Source organism: Lactobacillus sp. LL6 (genome assembly GCF_007570935.1).
Taxonomy (GTDB): domain Bacteria; phylum Bacillota; class Bacilli; order Lactobacillales; family Lactobacillaceae; genus Lactobacillus.
Window position 1 is genome coordinate 233,430 of record NZ_VLLR01000001.1, and the last position, 18,382, is coordinate 251,811.

18 protein-coding genes are annotated in these 18,382 nt (G+C 32.6%); 10 read left to right on the forward strand and 8 right to left on the reverse strand.

Translation table 11 applies throughout. From position 1 onward, the window contains the following. Positions 1 to 17: 17 nt before the first annotated feature. On the reverse strand, positions 18 to 1,763 hold the full coding sequence (locus FOD82_RS01120; protein ID WP_242450189.1) for an SLAP domain-containing protein: 1,746 nt from the start codon (positions 1,761 to 1,763) through the stop codon (positions 18 to 20). Positions 1,764 to 2,018: 255 nt separating this feature from the next. Between FOD82_RS01120 and FOD82_RS01125 the strand changes: the two genes are divergently transcribed. After that, positions 2,019 to 3,080 carry a Fic family protein gene (locus FOD82_RS01125; protein ID WP_144354677.1) on the forward strand — a complete coding sequence of 354 codons (1,062 nt, stop codon included), beginning with the start codon at positions 2,019 to 2,021 and terminating at the stop codon, positions 3,078 to 3,080. 23 nt (positions 3,081 to 3,103) lie between these two features. Here the strand turns inward: FOD82_RS01125 and FOD82_RS01130 are convergent, their stop codons facing one another. After that, positions 3,104 to 3,826 carry a C39 family peptidase gene (locus FOD82_RS01130; protein WP_144354678.1) on the reverse strand — a complete coding sequence of 241 codons (723 nt, stop codon included), beginning with the start codon at positions 3,824 to 3,826 and terminating at the stop codon, positions 3,104 to 3,106. Between the two features lie 119 nt (positions 3,827 to 3,945). On the opposite strand from FOD82_RS01130, the gene FOD82_RS01135 reads away from it, so the two are divergent. After that, positions 3,946 to 4,458: a hypothetical protein gene (locus tag FOD82_RS01135; RefSeq protein WP_144354679.1), complete on the forward strand. Its 513-nt coding sequence runs from the start codon at positions 3,946 to 3,948 to the stop codon at positions 4,456 to 4,458. Positions 4,459 to 4,494: 36 nt separating this feature from the next. Here the strand turns inward: FOD82_RS01135 and FOD82_RS01140 are convergent, their stop codons facing one another. Both FOD82_RS01140 and nrdI read right to left on the reverse strand, forming a co-directional pair. Then, complete coding sequence (locus tag FOD82_RS01140) at positions 4,495 to 5,427, reverse strand: ribonucleotide-diphosphate reductase subunit beta (protein WP_144354680.1); 933 nt, start codon at positions 5,425 to 5,427, stop codon at positions 4,495 to 4,497. Position 5,428: 1 nt separating this feature from the next. Then, the gene (nrdI, locus tag FOD82_RS01145; RefSeq protein WP_144354681.1) at positions 5,429 to 5,872 is read right to left on the reverse strand and encodes a class Ib ribonucleoside-diphosphate reductase assembly flavoprotein NrdI; all 444 of its coding nucleotides are present in this window, start codon (positions 5,870 to 5,872) and stop codon (positions 5,429 to 5,431) included. A gap of 118 nt (positions 5,873 to 5,990) precedes the next feature. Between nrdI and FOD82_RS01150 the strand changes: the two genes are divergently transcribed. Then, a complete protein-coding gene (locus tag FOD82_RS01150) occupies positions 5,991 to 6,617 on the forward strand; it encodes an LVIS_2131 family protein (protein ID WP_144354682.1) in 627 nt (208 codons plus the stop codon). A gap of 24 nt (positions 6,618 to 6,641) precedes the next feature. On the opposite strand, the gene FOD82_RS01155 is transcribed toward FOD82_RS01150, so the two are convergent. After that, entirely contained in the window at positions 6,642 to 8,153 is a 1,512-nt protein-coding gene (locus tag FOD82_RS01155; RefSeq protein ID WP_144354683.1) for an O-antigen ligase family protein, read from the reverse strand. A gap of 94 nt (positions 8,154 to 8,247) precedes the next feature. Continuing rightward, positions 8,248 to 8,544 carry a DUF2187 domain-containing protein gene (locus tag FOD82_RS01160; RefSeq protein ID WP_144354684.1) on the reverse strand — a complete coding sequence of 99 codons (297 nt, stop codon included), beginning with the start codon at positions 8,542 to 8,544 and terminating at the stop codon, positions 8,248 to 8,250. A 90-nt stretch (positions 8,545 to 8,634) separates the two neighbouring features. On the opposite strand from FOD82_RS01160, the gene FOD82_RS01165 reads away from it, so the two are divergent. From FOD82_RS01165 to FOD82_RS01195, 7 genes are all read left to right on the forward strand, one after another. After that, on the forward strand, positions 8,635 to 9,183 hold the full coding sequence (locus FOD82_RS01165; protein WP_144354685.1) for a guanylate kinase: 549 nt from the start codon (positions 8,635 to 8,637) through the stop codon (positions 9,181 to 9,183). Between the two features lie 193 nt (positions 9,184 to 9,376). Then, positions 9,377 to 9,919, forward strand: a complete 543-nt coding sequence (locus FOD82_RS01170) for a C40 family peptidase (protein ID WP_144354686.1) — start codon at positions 9,377 to 9,379, stop codon at positions 9,917 to 9,919. 205 nt (positions 9,920 to 10,124) lie between these two features. After that, positions 10,125 to 10,919 carry a C40 family peptidase gene (locus FOD82_RS01175; protein WP_144354687.1) on the forward strand — a complete coding sequence of 265 codons (795 nt, stop codon included), beginning with the start codon at positions 10,125 to 10,127 and terminating at the stop codon, positions 10,917 to 10,919. A 246-nt stretch (positions 10,920 to 11,165) separates the two neighbouring features. Next, positions 11,166 to 12,110 carry a C40 family peptidase gene (locus FOD82_RS01180; RefSeq protein ID WP_144354688.1) on the forward strand — a complete coding sequence of 315 codons (945 nt, stop codon included), beginning with the start codon at positions 11,166 to 11,168 and terminating at the stop codon, positions 12,108 to 12,110. A gap of 146 nt (positions 12,111 to 12,256) precedes the next feature. Continuing rightward, positions 12,257 to 13,480 carry an SLAP domain-containing protein gene (locus FOD82_RS01185; protein WP_144354689.1) on the forward strand — a complete coding sequence of 408 codons (1,224 nt, stop codon included), beginning with the start codon at positions 12,257 to 12,259 and terminating at the stop codon, positions 13,478 to 13,480. 29 nt (positions 13,481 to 13,509) lie between these two features. Next, positions 13,510 to 14,616, forward strand: coding sequence for an SLAP domain-containing protein (locus FOD82_RS01190; RefSeq protein ID WP_144354690.1), 1,107 nt, complete (start codon positions 13,510 to 13,512; stop codon positions 14,614 to 14,616). Positions 14,617 to 14,696: 80 nt separating this feature from the next. Beyond that, the gene (locus tag FOD82_RS01195) at positions 14,697 to 16,532 is read left to right on the forward strand and encodes a monovalent cation:proton antiporter family protein (protein WP_144354691.1); all 1,836 of its coding nucleotides are present in this window, start codon (positions 14,697 to 14,699) and stop codon (positions 16,530 to 16,532) included. A 42-nt stretch (positions 16,533 to 16,574) separates the two neighbouring features. Here FOD82_RS01195 and FOD82_RS01200 read toward each other — a convergent pair whose 3' ends face one another. Both FOD82_RS01200 and FOD82_RS01205 read right to left on the reverse strand, forming a co-directional pair. Continuing rightward, the gene (locus tag FOD82_RS01200; protein ID WP_144354692.1) at positions 16,575 to 17,537 is read right to left on the reverse strand and encodes a Gfo/Idh/MocA family oxidoreductase; all 963 of its coding nucleotides are present in this window, start codon (positions 17,535 to 17,537) and stop codon (positions 16,575 to 16,577) included. Between the two features lie 10 nt (positions 17,538 to 17,547). Next, positions 17,548 to 18,342: a DUF6612 family protein gene (locus FOD82_RS01205; protein WP_144354693.1), complete on the reverse strand. Its 795-nt coding sequence runs from the start codon at positions 18,340 to 18,342 to the stop codon at positions 17,548 to 17,550. Positions 18,343 to 18,382 lie beyond the last annotated feature (40 nt).

The window sequence follows — 18,382 nt, forward strand, 5'->3', positions numbered from 1 at the left end:
TTAAAAATTAGTTTTTATTAATAAAAGTTGACGGTCTTAATGTATCTCTTGTTATTGTCGCGGCAACCTTCAATACGGTAGTATCTCTTACCATTCTTGAACTTGTATGAAGCACCATAAGTTGTAATGGTTTGACCCTTGTAGTACTTAGTAGTGCCAGGTGTGCGACGGTATGAAGACCAGTAAATGTAAGCGTTGTGCTTTAAAGTACGCTTAGTACCAGTGATGTTAGTTACACGAACATAAGTGTCTTTGCCATCAACCTTGTACTTATCACCAACTTTGTAATAAGTCTTACCCTTGATAGTAACAACAGTTGGAACGATGTCAATGTCTGAGTAAGTTTCAAAGTTGTGGTTTAAGTAATTACCATCTTTATCGTAAGCACGAGATTCGACCATAACAGTCTTAGTTTCTGTCTTTTCAGTAACTTGTGGCTTTACAAGAGTTGAAGTCTTGATCCAAGTGTTACCGTTATTTGCATCAGTCTTAGATTGAGTTGAAATCTTTGAGTAAGATACATTGTTAATAGTTCTAGTATCATCACTTACGTAAACCTTTGTACCAGCATTAATTGTGCTACCAGTAGCTACAGGGTTGTTACCATACATGTTGTAAGTTTCAGCATTAGTATAAACTTCTTGTTGACCATTTGAAACAACTAAAATAGTGTAAGTAAGCTTAGAAGTTTTATTGTTACTATTAGTTGCAGTTAAAGTTACGTTATAGAAACGGCCTTCTTCTGAAGTGTTAACTGGGTTTGAAGTAGCAGCTAAACTAGCAGCTTGAGTATTAGTGTTGCTTTGTTGAGCTGAGAACTTAACTGAATCACCGTTGCTTGTAGTAAAGTCAAGTGGATTAAAGTTGCTACCAGCTGCTACTTGGAAGATGGTCTTAGTAGTTGCGGCACCATTTTCAGTAATATTAATTTTTGGTTCACCACTAGTTACTGTTGTAGAACCAGCAAATGGAACAGTTACTTGAACAGTATTACCATTGATTGAACTAGTACCAGTTAAAGTAATATTTAAGAAACTGCTTGGGATGTTTTCAACTTTACCATCTTTAAAAGTTACACCTTGCTTAGTAAGTTGATCTTGAACTTGTGAAGCAGTGGTTGAAATATCACCAGTTGAGGATTGACCTTCTTGATTGTAAACAGTTAAACCTGATTTAGCTGTATTTAAAATATCTGCAGGAGTTTCACCCTTCTTAATTTGAACTGGGTTGGTAATTGGAACAACTCCGCCAGTTACTTTTTGTCCATTATATGAAAAGAATGGAACACTAGTATTACTTGAATCATAAACATGGATGGTAAAAGTAATAGGAACACTAGTAATGATATTGTTGCTTACTGAAAGTGTCTTTCCAGAAGCATCTTGATAAGTATTCTTTGAACTATCTAAACCACCAATGGCAACATTTGCGGTATACTTGTAATTTTTTCCACCTTCAAATGAATTACCAATAGTTTCGTCAGCCTTAACATCATTTACAGAAATGATATTACCAGTTGAGGAAGAGATATTCTTTTGTACCCAATCTTTGTTAATTTCTGAAGGTTTTACTGAACTCTTGATATTAACAGTTTGAGTACCAGCAGTAATAGTTACATTTGCCTTAGGTGTAACTTTAGTGGCTTTTTTACTTGAAGCAGCATTGACAATATTACTATTGGTTGCAATAGTATTTGTTGCTACAGGAGCAACTGCTAATAATGCAGCGGCAGCTGCACTAATCATACGTACATTTTTCTTCATTATACAAATTTCTCCTTAAAATACAAACGAATAAGTAGACATTTTACTCACTCTATCTGTATTTTATTGAACTTCTTTATAAAAAGCAAGCAGGATGAAACAATGTACACGAAAAGTAAGAAAAATGTAAGGATTGAAATTATTTTATTATTTTTTGTTTTTCTTTGACATTTTCTTCGTCATTTATGTTTTTCTTCGTCAAATAGTATAAAATGACTAAGAAAGAAAAAGTGGTGACGAAGAAAAGAGGATAGAATGAAAAAGTTTAATTATCGAACGTTAAATAATTTGAAGTTAAATAATGACATTGTTAATAAGTTAACTACAATTTATCAACTTCGTGGGGAAACTAGTAGCTATGCAATTGACTATAGAGAAGAATTAAAAAAGCTAGTTGAAGTTGCTAAAGTTCAAAGTACAGATTCTTCCAATAGGATTGAAGGAATTTGGACTACAGATGAGCGATTAGAAAAAATTATGTCAGATAAAGTAGAACCACATAATCGAAATGAACAAGAAATTGCGGGATATAGGGATGTATTGGGTCTTATTCATGAAAATTATCGTTATATGCCGATTTCCAAAAATACAATACTTTCTATGCATAATCAGCTTTTTAAGTATTCTGGTGATAGTTGGGGTGGACAATTTAAAGACATTAATAATAAGATTATAGCTAAATATGCTGATGGACATGAAGAAATTAGATTTAATCCACCGGAAGCCTTTTTAGTCCCTGAATTAATCGAACAACTAAGCATGGCTTATAATGATGCAGTAGAAAAAGACTTAATGTCTCCATTATTGTTATCAGCAGCATTAGTATTTGATTTTGTATCAATTCACCCATTTCGTGATGGAAATGGAAGAATGTCAAGATTATTAATGTTGCTTACAATGTATCAATTGGGGTTTGAAGTAGGAAAATACATTAGTCTTGAAAAAATTATTGAAAATAGTAAAGAAACTTATTATGAAGTTTTAGCAGAAAGTTCACAGGGCTGGATGGAAAATAAAAATAATTATGCACCATTTATTAGTTATTATCTTGGTATTATTGTAAAAGCTTATCGAGAATTAATTGATCGAATGGGTGTAGTCCACAGAAATAAAAACAAGGAACTTGCTGCTGATAAAATGATTATGAAAACTTTATCACAAGCTTTAAAACCTTTATCACGAGCAGAGTTAGTTGAAAAAATTCCACGCTATAGTCAAACTACAATTCAGCGAAACTTAAAGAAACTAAAAGATACCGGCCAGATTGTTACAGTTGGAAATGGTAGAAGTACAAAATATGTAATAAAATACAATTAAAAAGACCAAGTCTTCACTTGATCTTAACTTATATATAAAGCTTGTTTTCCTTGTTGATTATAACTTTTTTCAATATTGGTCCAACTTACAGCTTTATTCTTAGTTCCATATGGATCATTAACATAAACTGTTTTAGTCTTTTTATTATATCCAGTAATCACGCAAGCATGGCTTGAAGGAGTAACTTTAACTTTTCCTTGAGGAGTATTCCAAGTTTGCATATCATCAACTTGGTTAAAATTTAATGTCGTAATAATTAGTACAGGGTGATTATCAGAAACTAGCTTTAAAACATCTATAAAATTATGTCCGGTATAGTTTATAATCCGATTAGTGTATTTATGAGCTAAATTGTATAAAGGTTCATTGTATACACACCAACCAGCATTCTGTACACTCATCGCTCCAACAAATCCTACGTGCGGATTGCCACGCATTTTTCCGTCTTGTGTGTAAGAGTCTACATGCTTAATTTGACTGGCTAGAGTATCTTTTGAAACATTAATTTTGTAGTAATTAAGCAGCATTGCAAGTGAAGTAACTTCGCAGCCATTAGGTAAATCAGGTAATTGCTTTATTTCAGGTACATCTAATTTTTGTTCTTGCTTCATTGTTAGCCAATTCCATTGACTTTGAATTTTTGAAAAATTTAATCCAATTAAAGTAAGCAGGATGATTAAAGGGATGCCTAAAATTACTAGTCGATTTGTTTGCTTATTTTTGTGTAAATCTCTTCGTGTTTCCATAGCAAGTATTTAACCATGATTTTTATAATTTGTCGAAAATAATTTCTTTTTACTTTTCAACTTATAATGCTAATATTTAATTGAAAGAAAAAATATAAATTGAAAAAGGAAAATTTGTTTTGAAAATTAACTTAAAAGACTTAACCGAAAAAATTGAAAATGAAGACTATTTACAGGATTTGGAAACTGTAAAATATGGCGATATTAGTAAATCAAAGAAGAAGTTACATGAATACGCAGATAAGATGATTAAGGAAACAGTAGCTGCATTAAAACACAATTCCTTGATTCAGACTCAACTTGCAGTAACGGGGCAACGTCCAGCAACTTTTGCCTTAGAAATCAATATTATTAATTTACCATATAGTAATTATAAGAAGATTTCTAATTTCTTTGAAGATGGAATTGATTATGATGTAAATGTTTATTTCGAAACGCGTTCGGATTATGTAAATGTTTCAAAATTTAGAATTGATCAATTAGCAACAGAAAAAGAATTGCTAGCAGATCCAGATGCTATGGCTGATATTTTAACTGATTCAATCATTGAAAAGCTTAAAGTTATTCGTGAATACCAAAAACCTGAAAAGAAAGAAACAGCTAAAAAGTCAGAAAAAACTGAAAAGAAATAAAAAATAATCACTGCTTAAAATCAAGCAGTGATTATTTTAGTTTTCTTCTTTGAAGTGAATTAGTGTATTGTCATTTTGATAGAAGAAGAAATCCTCAAATACGGCATTTTTAATAATTCCTCGCTGAATTGTTTGATTAATTGATTCAGCACTATCTGGATATGGAGTTGGAAAACCAAGATTCATATAGTTTTTATTGATGGTGTAACGGAAATAGTGCTTGGCACCATCACCGAAATTAGTATTAGAATACAATTCGTTTATATGTTTTTCTACTAATTCATCTAAATCAGCTACAAAAGTATCAATCCAAACTTTAACATCTTCTTGTTCTTCTTTAGATAGCTTATCCCATTCTGCCCGGAATTTGACTCCTGGATACATGGCATTAAAGGATGTAGTGCGAATTGCAAGCTTAGCTATTTCTGCTGTGCGAGTTAGTTTACCATCACCAAAAATAAACAAAGGTGCATAATAATCTGCATGATAAACTGACATTTCTACAAATGAAAGAACGATTTTCTTTTGTAAAATGCTGCCCTTTAAATAGACATCTCCAATTAAAGTTGCAATATCTTGCAAAATATCAGAATTTTCAGCCCATTCCATATAGTTATTGATTTTTAGAGGATCTGCTAAATTCTGAACTACATTACTGTAGCCTTTGTTAGCAATTGATTCAAGATAACTCAATGCATTGAAGACTGAATATTCAATTTGGGTTGATGAATCCTTCTTAACGATATCATTTCCAAGTTTAACTTGCATACTTGAAATAAAAGCTAAAGCAGAAAATGATTTTAAGAAAATATCTTGAACTTTAGGGTCCAGCTGTAAAAATTCTTTTTTATCTTTTATAACTGGAATTCGTTCAGGTTCCCAAATAAAATCATTTAATCTGGACCAAGCTGAATAATCGACTCGGTTTTCTATTTTATTCCAATTAATTGTTGTATATTTTTTACTCATATTACCTATAGTCACTTAAAAAGCTAATATTTCCACGTAATTCTTTAGGTTTTTGTACCTCTTTCGTACTTTGACCCTTAGAAAGATCCTTAATGATCCGTTTTACGCTTTTAACATCTTTGTCAGTACCACTAAATTCCAATAAATAAAGTATTGGAACTTTTAGTGTAACGGATAACTTCTTTGCTGTTTGAGCAAAAAGGTCATTGAAGTTACGGTTACCGCAACCAATAATACCAACTAAATTTTTCTTATTGTCTTTATAATTTAAAAAATCAACCAGCGAGTCCATCATAAAATCTTGATAAGATGGAGTTATTAAAACATACTTTTCTCCCATCTCATATTGTGGCCACGCATCGTCAATTTCATGGGCTTCAAGACCAGTTTTTACTACGAACTTTTTGGTCTGCCCAGTTATTGAATAAAATGCTACTGCTACCATAAAAAACTTTCCTATAACTAAACTATTACAAGTTTATTTTCCCACTTAATAGGTAAGGTTTCAATTGTTAAGTGAAGTAAAAAACAATATAATATAAAATATCTAGGAGGGCTATTTTATGATTAGCTGGAACTTACTCGGAATCCTTTTATGGGTTATTATATTACTTTATTTAGTTTTTGTTGTACAAAATATTCGCAAACGTCGAATTAAGATGATTATAAAGCAGCATAAGCGTTTTAGCTGGCCGAATTTTACGATTGATATTATAGAAGTAATAATTTTAATTATTGCAACTGGATGGATGTTTAATCAATCTGCAATGGATAATCCTAACTTAGATGATGCAAGTCGTATTACTTCAAGTGTTAAATATGAACCACTTGTGATGAATACAGGAGTAGGAAACTCTAGCTATGTAACGATTAATTCTGCTAAGAAAAAGTTTGGTTCGCAAACATATACTTACTATCGTGCAGGAACTAAGGTAACTGTAGGCAGTGATTATGCTTCAGTTGCTTATGGAAATAGTCCTTTAAATGTAAGCGCAGAAAAGATTCCGTATGAATTAAAAGAACTTAAAGAAATGGATAAAAAATATCAAAGAGCCTATGTAGCTGTTTATACGGCAAGATATAAGCAAACTTGGCAAAATGGAATTGGACTTCATGCTGGTAGAATTGCAACAAGATATTATTTAATTAGAATTCCAGATCAGAGCTTTATTAAGCAAGCTGAAAAATAAGATAAAATCGAAAAAGAACAAGGCCTAGACCTTGTTCTTTTTATTGTTGACTTGCGTTAATAAGCTTCCTTCAACAAATGCTAAAATAAAACTTGCAGTTAAAAAGTCCATTACATTTCCGGAATAATATGCTGCAAAAAGCATAAAAATAATTGATGAAAGCATAGAACTGACCAAATAGGTTCTTGCTTTTTTGTTTTTAATCCATTTATAAATTCCATATAGTAGAATTGCTACATATGGGCCGATAAACAAGAGCATACCAACCCAGCCAAGGGAATAGACCTGCGAAGTAAAATCGCGCTCTAAATTGAAAATATTCGTTTCCCGAGTGTATGAAATTCCTAAAAATTTATCTAGTTTGTTATTATTGTAATTTTTAACTTGATCTAGCATTGCTCGTTCAACATAGCGATTTTGCATTCGAGTTTCACCAGGTTTTTTCATGATTTTTAACCAAAATTCTGGATTGTATTGATAAGGATAGCTCTTAAATACGAATTTTTTATTCAATGCATATTCTTGGTAGTTATCTTTGATAAATTCACGTAAAAATTGTTCACGTTTTTTGCCTTTATATTTCTTGAGACCGTTATTTAATTTTTGATTAGTAGCAGTTAAATTATGGTCAGATTGATGAGCTAAATAAATTTCATAATTGTAACGTTGAATTGCAGGTCCAAATGGTAGAATTGCTAAACTACCGATTTCAATTATAATTGTGGCAATTATTGCTTTAGTATTTTTAGAAGTATTTTTAAATAAGAAAAGATGAATAAAATAAACTAAAATACTGATAATAATTCCACCAACAAGTCCAATTGCTGCTACTTTAGTTCCAAGTTCAATCATAGCTAGAGCTTGAATAATATTTAAAGTTACGATTTTCCAATTAAAGCTCGTAAACATAAAATAAAACATAAGTGGAACAAGCATAAATAAGACAGCGCTGACCATGTTAGCAAAGTTAAAGAAGCCTTTTGAAGCCATATGTGAATAACCAATATTAGGATTAAAGAACCACATAAAGATATTAGAGTTAATAAATCCGGTCTCATAAGATTTAAGCGAAATAATAAAAAGATTGGAAATTACAATGGTAGATGAAAAAAGACCCGAAATTCCAGCAATCACTTTGCGAAAATCATTTCTAGTAAAATTTAGTTCAGATGTAAAAAATATTACTAGTAAAGGCAACAACATTCTAATCAAATAAAAAACTTCACTGATTGTAGAATAATTATAGTCAGAGGGGTTAATACTGTGAAAGTTTTTTACATGAAGTAGATGAAGAGCCGAATAAATAATTAATAAAGCAAAATATGCTAGTTGCCACTTGTCATGTCCGAGTTTTTGCCAATTTTGTTTTTGACTAAAAAACATGCAAAATATTACAAATACGGCTAAAATACGGATAATTGTGGGTAAAGTGAAAGGCAATATTTCGGCAAGTTTTCCATTATAGAACCAATAAAGATCAAGAAATGGCTGAATGAGAATAAACCAAAATAGAACTTTTTTTGTTTTTTCTTTCATATTTTTCTCCTTGTAGTTTGCTCATTTCATTTTAGGAAAAAATAAGACAGAAAAAAAGAGCAGAGAAAGATTTTCTCTGCTCCAGAAAAGAAAATTATTCATTATCTTCTTTTTTGGCAACGGGTTTCTTGATTTTTTCAACTTTAACTTCATTAGCTTTAGCAGTTTTAGAGTTTTTAAGACTGCGTGCACTTTTAAGGTTCTTAAAGTTTACTACAATCTTATTATTTAAATCACTAATAGCAGTTTCATCAACTGGATCATAGGAAGTGATTGCAAGAAGTGCTGAATTTTCATAGATTTTTTCAACTTTACCAATAAAAGGCTTTTTAAGTTCTTCTTCTGATTTCGCTCCCACAAGTGCTCCAACTTTTACATCTGATTTTTTCATAAGGAATTTTGCTCCTTTCCACCTTTTCGATTACAATAGTAAAATATTATTACGGAAATGAAAAGTTTGCAAGGAAAGTGGCACTGTTTGATGAAGAAAATTATTTTGATTGCTGGACCAAGTGGGGCTGGTAAGACGACAATTTCAGAATATTTAACTAGAAAGTATGGCATTCCACGTGTGATTACCCATACAACTCGACCTATGAGAGAAGGAGAAGTAGCAGATAAAAGCTACTATTTTGAAACTGACGAAAGCTTTAATAAATTGCATTTTTTTGAACATGTAAAGTATGGCAAATTTAAATATGGGTCTAGTAAAGAAGCTTTAGAAAATGCATGGAAAGACCATGATATTGTTTCTTTAATTGTAGATATTCAGGGAATTAAATCATATTTAACACAATTAAAAGGACAAGCATATTTTTTATATGTTACAGCTTCAAACATTGATGAACTAAAAGAACGATTAATTAGACGTGGGGATACTGTGGAAATGGTTAGGGAGCGCTTAAGCGGAAGCGAATTAAATCCATTACCCAATTCTTTAAAACAGGATGCGCATATTCTTTACAATGATGTTTGGAATGATACGGAAGAAAAGTTAGATTTGATAATTTCTAAAATTGAAAGCGCATAAATTATCTTTTTTACAGATTTAATTGCTGAATTTTTGTTTTCTTAACGGTATGGTAGTTTTTTTGACACAATTATGTAACATTTGAAAGGTATCATATTAATCGTTGAATGATTTAAGAAATGAATAAGATTTCATTCAAATTTTTTAAATAGCAAATAAAAAATATTACATAATTTTAGGGAGAGAATTAATTTTGAAGTTTAAGTCTAGTTTAGTTAAGTTTACAGCAGTTTTATCAGTGTTCTTTACTGGTATTTCAGTAATCAATGTTCCGGTTAGCGCTGATACTACTGATGCAAGTGCAAATACTGCCGCTAGTGTTTCTAATACTGCTGCAGCAGTTCAAACACCAAAAAAGAAAACTTCAGCAAAGACTAAAAAGTTAAACGCAGTTGTTAAGCTTGCTAAAAAGCAAGTTGGTAAGAGCTATGTATACGGTGCTACTGGACCATACGCATTTGACTGTTCAGGTTTAGTACAATACGTATACAAGCAAGCCGGTAAGAAAGTTCTTCCACGTACTACTTACGCACAAGTTAATGTTGGTAAGCGTGTTTCATTAAGCCACTTAAAGAAGGGTGACCTTTTGTTCTGGGGTTCTGCAAGTGCTCCATACCACGTTGGTATTTATGTAGGCAATGGCCAATATGTTCACGCTGCAACTCCTTCACAAGGTGTTCGTAAGCAAGCATTGTCTGGCTACTTCTACCCATCAGCAGCTAAGCGAGTTTTATAATTAAAACAAATTAATTCTCGTTCTAAATAACGAAATAAGCGTCTAAAGTAATAGCTTTAGACGTTTTTTATTTTGTGTATTATTTTTGTAACAATTATGTAACATTACAAGGGTACTATAGACATTGTGAATAATTAAGAAAGTATAAAGATACCTGTAGTTTAGATGTATTTTTGCCAATACAGGAATTAAGGAGATTTGAATTTTGAAATTTAATAATAAGTTTGTAAAGGCTGCAGCTGCAGCTACTTTAGCTGTGACTGGTGTTACAGCAGTTCATGAAGTTAGTGCGCAATCTGGTCATGTTCAGGCTGCTACAATGTCTGTTAAGATTAATTACGTACCTGGCTATGGAATTAATATTTGGGATAACTTTAACCATGGTCATTTTACCGGAGTACGTGCTGCTCATGGTACTACTTACCAAGTTTTAGATACACAAATTGATAAAAAGGGTCGTACTTGGTACTCTATTGGCGAAAATCAATGGATTTTAGCTAAGTATACTGTAAATGTTAATTCCGTTGCTGCTAAAAATATTAAAGCAAAGAAAGTAAAGAAAGCAAAGAAGGTAACTCCCGCAGTTAGTCAAGCACCAACTGCCACCGATAAGCAAGAAACTGCGACTCAATCTACTGGAGATGCATCAGCCGTTGTTTCTTTAGCAAATGAGCAAGTCGGTAAAAGTTACGTATGGGGAGGAACTACACCAAAAGGTTTTGACTGTTCAGGACTTGCTCAATACGTATATAAAAAGGCTACCGGTGTTGATATCAGCCGTACAACTTATTCTCAAGTAAATCAAGGTAAGAGCGTTTCGTTAAGAAACTTAAAACCAGGCGATCTTTTATTCTGGGGTTCAACTAATTCTCCATATCATGTGGGCATTTATGTTGGCAATAATCAATATATCCACGCTGCAACTCCTTCACAAGGTGTGATTAAACAAACCTTGAGTTCATATTTCTATCCATCAGCTGCACGTCGTGTGCTTAATTAATGAATAATAAATTTATAAAAATTAAGTGGTATTTTTGAAGAAAAACTTTAAAAATATCACTTTTTTGTTGCACGATTTTTAGGTTTAAGTGTTATCTACAAAATAACTAAATATAAAGCTAAAAATAATTTAAGTTATTAGGCTTTGTAACACAATTGTAACAATTCACCCGTTACAATAGATATGTATAGTCAGAAATAATTAGCGTAATTTGCTTAACTTTTCGCTACCAAAGGGGATTGAAGAATGACACAACACAAATTATTTAAAATAGGAGCTGCCGCTGCTTTAACTTTGACCGGTATTAGTACGGTAAGCTCATTTAAGACTGTTTCAGCTTCGAGCTTTGTGGCATTAAAGCGTGTGAAAATCCATTATCTACCTGGCAAGGGTGTGAGGATTTGGACTAGCTATAATAATGGTCAATTTATGGGTTTTCGTGCAAAAGATGGAACGGTATGGAATGTGGCTAAGACTGCATTAGATAAACAAGGAAACTTATGGTATAAAGTCGGAACTCGTGAATGGATTCCAGCAAGATATACAATAGATGTTGAAAATGATGTGGCTAAACACCCAAAAAAGAAAACAGCGGTAAAAACAGAAGTTAAAAAAGTAAATGCTCAAAAAACACCGCAAATTTTTTCTAAAAATGAAAAAAATACTGTAACTATTAAAAAAGCAGATTCAGCAAAAAATACTAATTCTGTAATAAAGAAAACAATTGATAAAGTTAAAAAGGTAAATGTTGCTAAAAAAATAGTGAAGGCTGCTGTTAAAAATACAGCACAGTCAAAGCCAGCAACACAAGCTCCAGTAGCAAATACTACTAACCGTGCAGATGCTATAGTTTCTTTAGCTAAAAAAGAAGTTGGTAAACCTTATGTATGGTCAGGAGCTAGTGAAGATGGCTTTGATTGTTCAGGGCTTGTCCAATATGTTTATTCGCATGCTGCAGGAGTTAATATGCCAAGAACAACTTGGGATCAAGTGAAAGTTGGTACAACTGTATCAATGGACCAACTTCAAGCAGGTGATTTAATTTATTGGGGCGATGTAAATAATCCATATCATGTTGCAATTTATATTGGCAATAATCAATACGTGAATGCTGCAACTCCAGAACAAGGGGTAATTTTGCAAACATTAACATCATATTATTACCCAACTGTAGCAAAGCGCGTACTTTAATAGTAAGAGCAACTCCAGGTTGCTCTTATTTAGTTTGATAAAAAGCAAGGATTGTTATATTTCTGTTTCAAATTAATTAATATCGTTGTCACAATGGGCTGAACCTTATAAAATAAGTAATATCATAAGGAGGATTTTTACTATTCATGAAGACCAAATTTATCGCAGGAGTAGCTACTGCTACTCTTTTAACCGCAGCTATGCCTGCTATTAATAATTTACCATTTGTAAAAAATGCCAACACTCAAAAAGCAGAAGCTGCAACCGATGTTGAAGAAGCATTTTTAAATAAGGCTGCTAAACAAGCTCAAAAAGCAGCCAAGACTTATGGTGTATATCCATCAGTGATGATTGCACAAGCGATTGTTGAATCAGGCTGGGGTCAATCAAAACTAGCAACTGAAGCAAATAATTTATTCGGAATGAAAGCAAATGATGGTTGGGATGGTGCCACTTATATTGCTAATACTCGCGAAGAAAATTCTAGTGGCAAGAGCTATTATATTAATGCTGCTTTTAGAAAATATACCTCATATGAAGGTTCTTTTGATGATAATGGTAAGAAGTTACGTCTAGGTGTGACTTGGCAACCAGATCGCTACAAAGGTGCTTGGCTTGAAAACGCATCAACATATGCTGCCGCAACTAAAGCACTTACTGGAACTTATGCTACTGATCATCGCTACAATATTTCATTAAATAATCATATTACAACATACGATTTAACCAAATATGATCCACAAATTTCTACTCAAGCTAAGTCATATACTGTTGCAAAGTCAGGTGCGACATATGCTTGGCCAACTGACCATGCCATTTCTGCTAAGTCAGGTTCTGTATCAAAAGGTCAAACCGTAACAGTAGATAAAACCATTACTTATTACAACGGTTCAAAGCGGATGCATATTGCAGGAAAAGGTTGGGTAAACAGTACTTTATTCGAAAATAATAGTGAACAACCAGCAATAGCTGTTTCTCAAGCACCAAAAAGTGCAAGTGTTAAAGTAAGTAAGAACTTAATGCACAACGCTTATGTTTATGATTCAAAGGGCCAAAGAATCCGTAATATTAAAATGCTTAAGGCAGATAACGTTATCCCAACTTATGGTCAAGAAACTATTAAAGGTAAGAAATATTACCGTGTTGGTGAAAATCAATATATCGCAGCTGGCAATATTGACGGAACGTCCCGCATTTTGAAGCATAATTCATATGTTTATAATGAATATGGCAATCGCGATAATAATCTTAAGTACAAAAAGAATCAATCTGTTGCAACTTACGGTAGTGCAGTAACTATTAATGGTCAAAAGTATTACAAAGTAGGTATTCGTGAATACATCAAGCATGCCAACTTTGCCAAAAATTAATTTTTTCAATTGGGAATGGAGAAAATTAAATGAGACTAAAAAAATGGGCGATTACAGCGTTAGGCTTAGCTGTGGCTGCAGGAAGTCTCTCAGTCAGTGCTAAGTCTCAAGCTGCAGATCTTAACTCTACTGCTAAAGAGTTTAGTTATGGAGGAACGACTTACCTCTATAAGATGCTTAAAACAGAGAATATTAAGTACAATAAGTTTTATGAAAAAAATCCAATTAAATATAAAAATAATGGTAAGCCAGATGGTGTAGTGATTCATGAAACTGCCACTCCTGGTGCCACTGCTCATGATGAAGCTATCTATTTTAACCGTGAATGGATGAATATGTATGCTTATGTTCATGCTTTTGTGGATAAAGATGGTACCATTCAAATGATGACACCTGATTATGGTGCATGGGGAGCAGGTCCGATGGCGAATAATCGCTTTGTTCAAATTGAACTTTGTGAAGAAACAGATCGTAATGACTTTGCTAAAAGTATCAATAATGATGCTATTTATGCAGCTAAAATCTTGCACCGTTATGATTTAACTCCAACTAATGCAACTCATGATGGCAATGGAACAGTTTGGTCACACTTAGCTGTATCAAAATTTTTAGGAGGAACAGACCATGGAGATCCAGATGGATATTTTGCTACATGGGGTTATTCTATGGATCAATTTTTTGATTTGATTAAGTATTATTATGACTTACAAGCAAGCAATTCAACTGCTCAAAAAACCGCAGCTCCAACTACTTCTAAAACTCCAGTTGCTCAAGCGCCATCTACTGAAACTAAGACTTTAATGCATGATTCTTATGTTTATAATGAAAAAGGCAAACGTAGTAAGGGCTTAAAAAAAGCTGGAGTCGCTGTCAATGTAACTGGTGAAAAAGAAATTAAAGGTAAAAAGTATCTTCAGATTGGTAAAGATTCTTATGTTAATAGTTCTAATGTTGAGGGTGTCGACCGTGAATTAAAAAAGAATGCTTATGTTTATGATACAGTCGGGGTAAGAGTTGGCAGCGCTAAGTTGCTAAAAAGCAATTCTGTCAAAACTTATGGTTCTAAAGTAACTATTCAAGGAATCAAGTATTATGCAATCAGTGCAACACAATTTGTAAAAGCTGGTAACTTCTAAATTAAGAAAATACGCTTTTTCTCTTTAGGAATAAGCGTATTTTTTGTACAATAATTAGAACAAAAAGGGGGTTTGTAAATTTGGAACAATTATCATTATTCATAGTCGTATTATTAGCCTTAGTGATTCCAATTTTTATGGCACGATTTAAAGTTAACAATGTGCCGACAGCAGTTGCTGAAATTATTGTTGGAATTATTATGGGATCAAGTGGTTTTAATTTGATTTCTACAACTCATGATTTAACTTTTTTATCGAATCTTGGAGTAATCCTTTTGATGTTTTTATCAGGGATGGAAATTGATTTTGAATTGTTAAGTAGAAAAAATAATCCTAAAGGAAAGTCTCATGCTGGTAAAATGGTAGATCCATTAAAAACCGCAGCGATTGCATTTTTTGGTGTAGCACTAAGTGCAATAGTTTTAGCTTTTATTTTGAAGTTGATTGGTCTATTTAGTGAAGTAATGCTGGCAAGTATTATCTTTATGACTGTAGCTTTAGGAGTAGTAATTGCTACTTTAAAGGAAAAGGAGATTTTGGGTCGTCCAATTGGACAGACAATTCTTTTGACTGCAGTTATGGGAGAAGTTATTCCGCTTTTATTATTGACCATTTATGCTTCAGTGCATGGGGGAAATGCAGGGCAATTGTGGCTGATTATCTTACTTTTTGTAGCAGCTATCTTCTTGTTGCGTCGTTTTAAACAGCCTTATCTGTGGTTTGTAAAAGTAACTAAGTCAACAACTCAATTAGATATTCGATTAGCCTTTTTCTTGATTTTTGCATTAGTTACAGTTGCAGAACGTGTAGGAGCTGAAAACATTCTGGGTGCGTTTTTGGCCGGGATGGTAATGAAACTTTTAGAGCCTAGTGAGTCAACTAAGGATAAACTGACTTCGATTGGATATGGTTTCTTTATTCCGATTTTTTTCATTATGACTGGAGTAAGGTTAAATCTTAAATCGCTTTTCACTAATCCTAATGCTTTGATGCTATTACCAATTTTGATTTTATTCTTATTTATTGCTAAAGCTCCAGTTGTAGCAGTATTTATGAGGAAATTTGACAAGCGTAATGCTTTTGCTGGTGGTTTTTTGACAGCTACAACAATTACGATTGTTCTTCCAACTTTGCAAGTTGCACAAAAACTTCATGCAATAACTTCTACTCAATCAGATGCTTTTATTTTAGCTGCGGTTGTGGTTTGCATTGTTAGTCCAATTGTATTTAATTCATTGTTTAAGCTTTCACCAGAAGATAGAATTAAGCAGCGTGTAGTAATTATGGGGGCAAATACTTTAACCGTACCGGTAGCTCATGACTTACACGATAATTGGTATTCAGTAACTATGTTTACAGATGATCAAGAAAAGTATAATACTTATAAGAGTCGGGCTGAAAATCTAACTTTAATTAAAGATTTAAGCCAAAAAACTCTCGAAGATGTTGGTGCGTTTGATGGAGATATATTTGTTGCTGCAAATCATAGTGATGAGGTTAATTTAAAATTAGCTAAATTAGCTAAAGCTAGCCAAATTCCTAAGCGAATTATTGTTCGTTTAAGACAACCGGATGCAGAAACGGTGGAAGAATTAGTTAAAGATAATATTGAAATCTTTAACTTCATCAATATTAGATCTGCTCTAATGAGAGCACTTATTGAATCACCTGGTGTTTACCAAATTATTACTGATACTAAGAACATTTTGTATTCAGCAACTGTCAAAAATCCACGTTATATTGGAAAAGAGTTAAAAGATTTAGATTTCATTGATTCGATTACTGTTAGTCGAATTAGACGCAATGGTCAGTGGTTATCGCCACATGGTTCAACAGTGATTGAAAAAGATGATGAAATTATTTACTCAGGACAATTTAATAGTGTTGACCGAGTAAGAAGGTTATTAACTAGATAATAAAAAATCTCGCTACTTTATAATAGCGAGATTTTTTGTGTTTTAATATGAACGTTTGGCTGCAGATAAAACGTCTAGCACTTGCAAACTATGTTCAAACCATTCATCTGCTTGTTTAGTATTATGACTATCGATAGTTTTAACGAAATCATTAAATTCGCTAGCCATCCTATGATTGTAAGTATTAAAGTTAAATTTTTCAGTTTTTTGACCGCGAAGCTCTAAATTGTAGCTGTTTAATTCACCAGGGGAGCCATTAAAAAAGATAGTTCCCTTTTCTCCTTCAATAAATAAGCGAGGTGAAGCATAAGAGTCCTTAGCAGCAATTAAGCTAGCTTGCATACCTTGATAAGCTAAATTGAGAATTCCTGAGGTATCAATACCACGCTGCATATTTGGATAATATTGAACTATTTTTGGATTTTTAAATAATCCTACGGCTAAATGAATGTTGTAGATATTTAAATCTTTTAAAGCTCCGCCATCTTTTTTAGGATCAAAAACAGGTGCAATTTTTCCTTCTAAAAAGTCGTCATAGCGACTAGAGTATTGAGTGTAGTTCAAAGATAAAATATGAACTGGTGCAATTTTTTTAAGGTCTTTTTTAATATGTTTAAAGTTTTCTAAGTGAATATTTGTTATTGCTTCAACAATTATTAAATCTTTGGCATCAGCAATTTCTTTCAATTCTCGAGCTTCAGTAGTTGTTGAAACAAAAGGTTTTTCACAAATAACATTCTTTCCCGCCTCTAAAGCTTGTTTAGCAATAATATAGTGCAAAGAATTAGGAACTGCTACATAAACTGTATCAACATCTGTATCATTCAAAAGTTCACGATTAGATGTATAAGTTTTTGAGATATGATATTTTTCGGCAAGTTCTTTGCCAATTGCTTGACTGCGTTTAGTTGTAGAAATAGCTGTTAAATATAATCCATCAATTTTGTCTGCAGTTGTTAAAAAATCGTGAACGATTTTTCCGCTGCCAATAATTCCTAATTTCATAAAAATCTCCTTACTTAGATTTTGTACTTGACTTAGGTAGTGGCTTAGCATTGAGAGCACTATCTGGAAGTTTTAAGAAGTCATGGTTACCAAAGTTACCATAACTTTGACCTAAACGAACTTTCATTAGTTTTCCAAGTTTCATATTAATAAATAAATTATATGATGTAAGTTTTTTGTTTTTGACTACTGCTTTAACTGTCATATCTTGATATTTGCCGTATTTTTGAATTCTGCGGAACACTTTTTCTTGTTCAGCACTTTGAGCAGTTGTTGAAAAAATAGGATCTGCAGCATCTTTCATAATAGATTTGTCTTTAATAGTTGCAGTTAAAGTATAAGTATTTTTCTTTCGAGTCATTTTAAAAGCTTTTAATAATTTATCATCAGGATTCATCATTGTTTGATTATTTATTACAGCATCTAAAAGCTCTGCATAAGAGTGACCGCTAAGCTTTTCAAAATTAGTCTTGTACCATGTGCTTCGGCCATTTAAGTACACATTATTAGCATTGACCCATTCTTCAGTATTTTGGGTTTTACCTTTGCTACTGGTTTCATTGTTAATATGAAAAATAGTTGGCTCTCCACCAAAACTGGCATTTGCCGATACCAATTGACTTGATGTATCGGTAGATAAGCGAATAGATTGAATGATTTGTCCACTTTTGAAAGTTTGTTGTGTCTTTTTGATGACCTGATTTTTAGTTAAAATAGGCTCTGCTGCCTTTTTTTGTTGTGAACAGCCACCTAATACTAAAGCTGCTCCTAAGCTAATTGCAATAAAAATTTTCTTGAATTTCATTTGATTCTACTTTCTCTTTTCCTTATTATTTACACTTATA

What these genes read in the sequence shown, in the direction of transcription:
- FOD82_RS01150 (WP_144354682.1), top strand. Translation starts at nt 5,991, where the DNA reads ATGATTAGCTGGAACTTACTCGGAATCCTTTTATGGGTTATTATATTA.
- FOD82_RS01120 (WP_242450189.1), bottom strand. Translation starts at nt 1,763, where the DNA reads ATGAAGAAAAATGTACGTATGATTAGTGCAGCTGCCGCTGCATTATTA.
- FOD82_RS01165 (WP_144354685.1), top strand. Translation starts at nt 8,635, where the DNA reads ATGAAGAAAATTATTTTGATTGCTGGACCAAGTGGGGCTGGTAAGACG.
- FOD82_RS01190 (WP_144354690.1), top strand. Translation starts at nt 13,510, where the DNA reads ATGAGACTAAAAAAATGGGCGATTACAGCGTTAGGCTTAGCTGTGGCT.
- FOD82_RS01155 (WP_144354683.1), bottom strand. Translation starts at nt 8,153, where the DNA reads ATGAAAGAAAAAACAAAAAAAGTTCTATTTTGGTTTATTCTCATTCAG.
- FOD82_RS01200 (WP_144354692.1), bottom strand. Translation starts at nt 17,537, where the DNA reads ATGAAATTAGGAATTATTGGCAGCGGAAAAATCGTTCACGATTTTTTA.
- FOD82_RS01140 (WP_144354680.1), bottom strand. Translation starts at nt 5,427, where the DNA reads ATGAGTAAAAAATATACAACAATTAATTGGAATAAAATAGAAAACCGA.
- FOD82_RS01125 (WP_144354677.1), top strand. Translation starts at nt 2,019, where the DNA reads ATGAAAAAGTTTAATTATCGAACGTTAAATAATTTGAAGTTAAATAAT.
- FOD82_RS01205 (WP_144354693.1), bottom strand. Translation starts at nt 18,342, where the DNA reads ATGAAATTCAAGAAAATTTTTATTGCAATTAGCTTAGGAGCAGCTTTA.
- FOD82_RS01180 (WP_144354688.1), top strand. Translation starts at nt 11,166, where the DNA reads ATGACACAACACAAATTATTTAAAATAGGAGCTGCCGCTGCTTTAACT.
- nrdI (WP_144354681.1), bottom strand. Translation starts at nt 5,872, where the DNA reads ATGGTAGCAGTAGCATTTTATTCAATAACTGGGCAGACCAAAAAGTTC.
- FOD82_RS01185 (WP_144354689.1), top strand. Translation starts at nt 12,257, where the DNA reads ATGAAGACCAAATTTATCGCAGGAGTAGCTACTGCTACTCTTTTAACC.
- FOD82_RS01160 (WP_144354684.1), bottom strand. Translation starts at nt 8,544, where the DNA reads ATGAAAAAATCAGATGTAAAAGTTGGAGCACTTGTGGGAGCGAAATCA.
- FOD82_RS01130 (WP_144354678.1), bottom strand. Translation starts at nt 3,826, where the DNA reads ATGGAAACACGAAGAGATTTACACAAAAATAAGCAAACAAATCGACTA.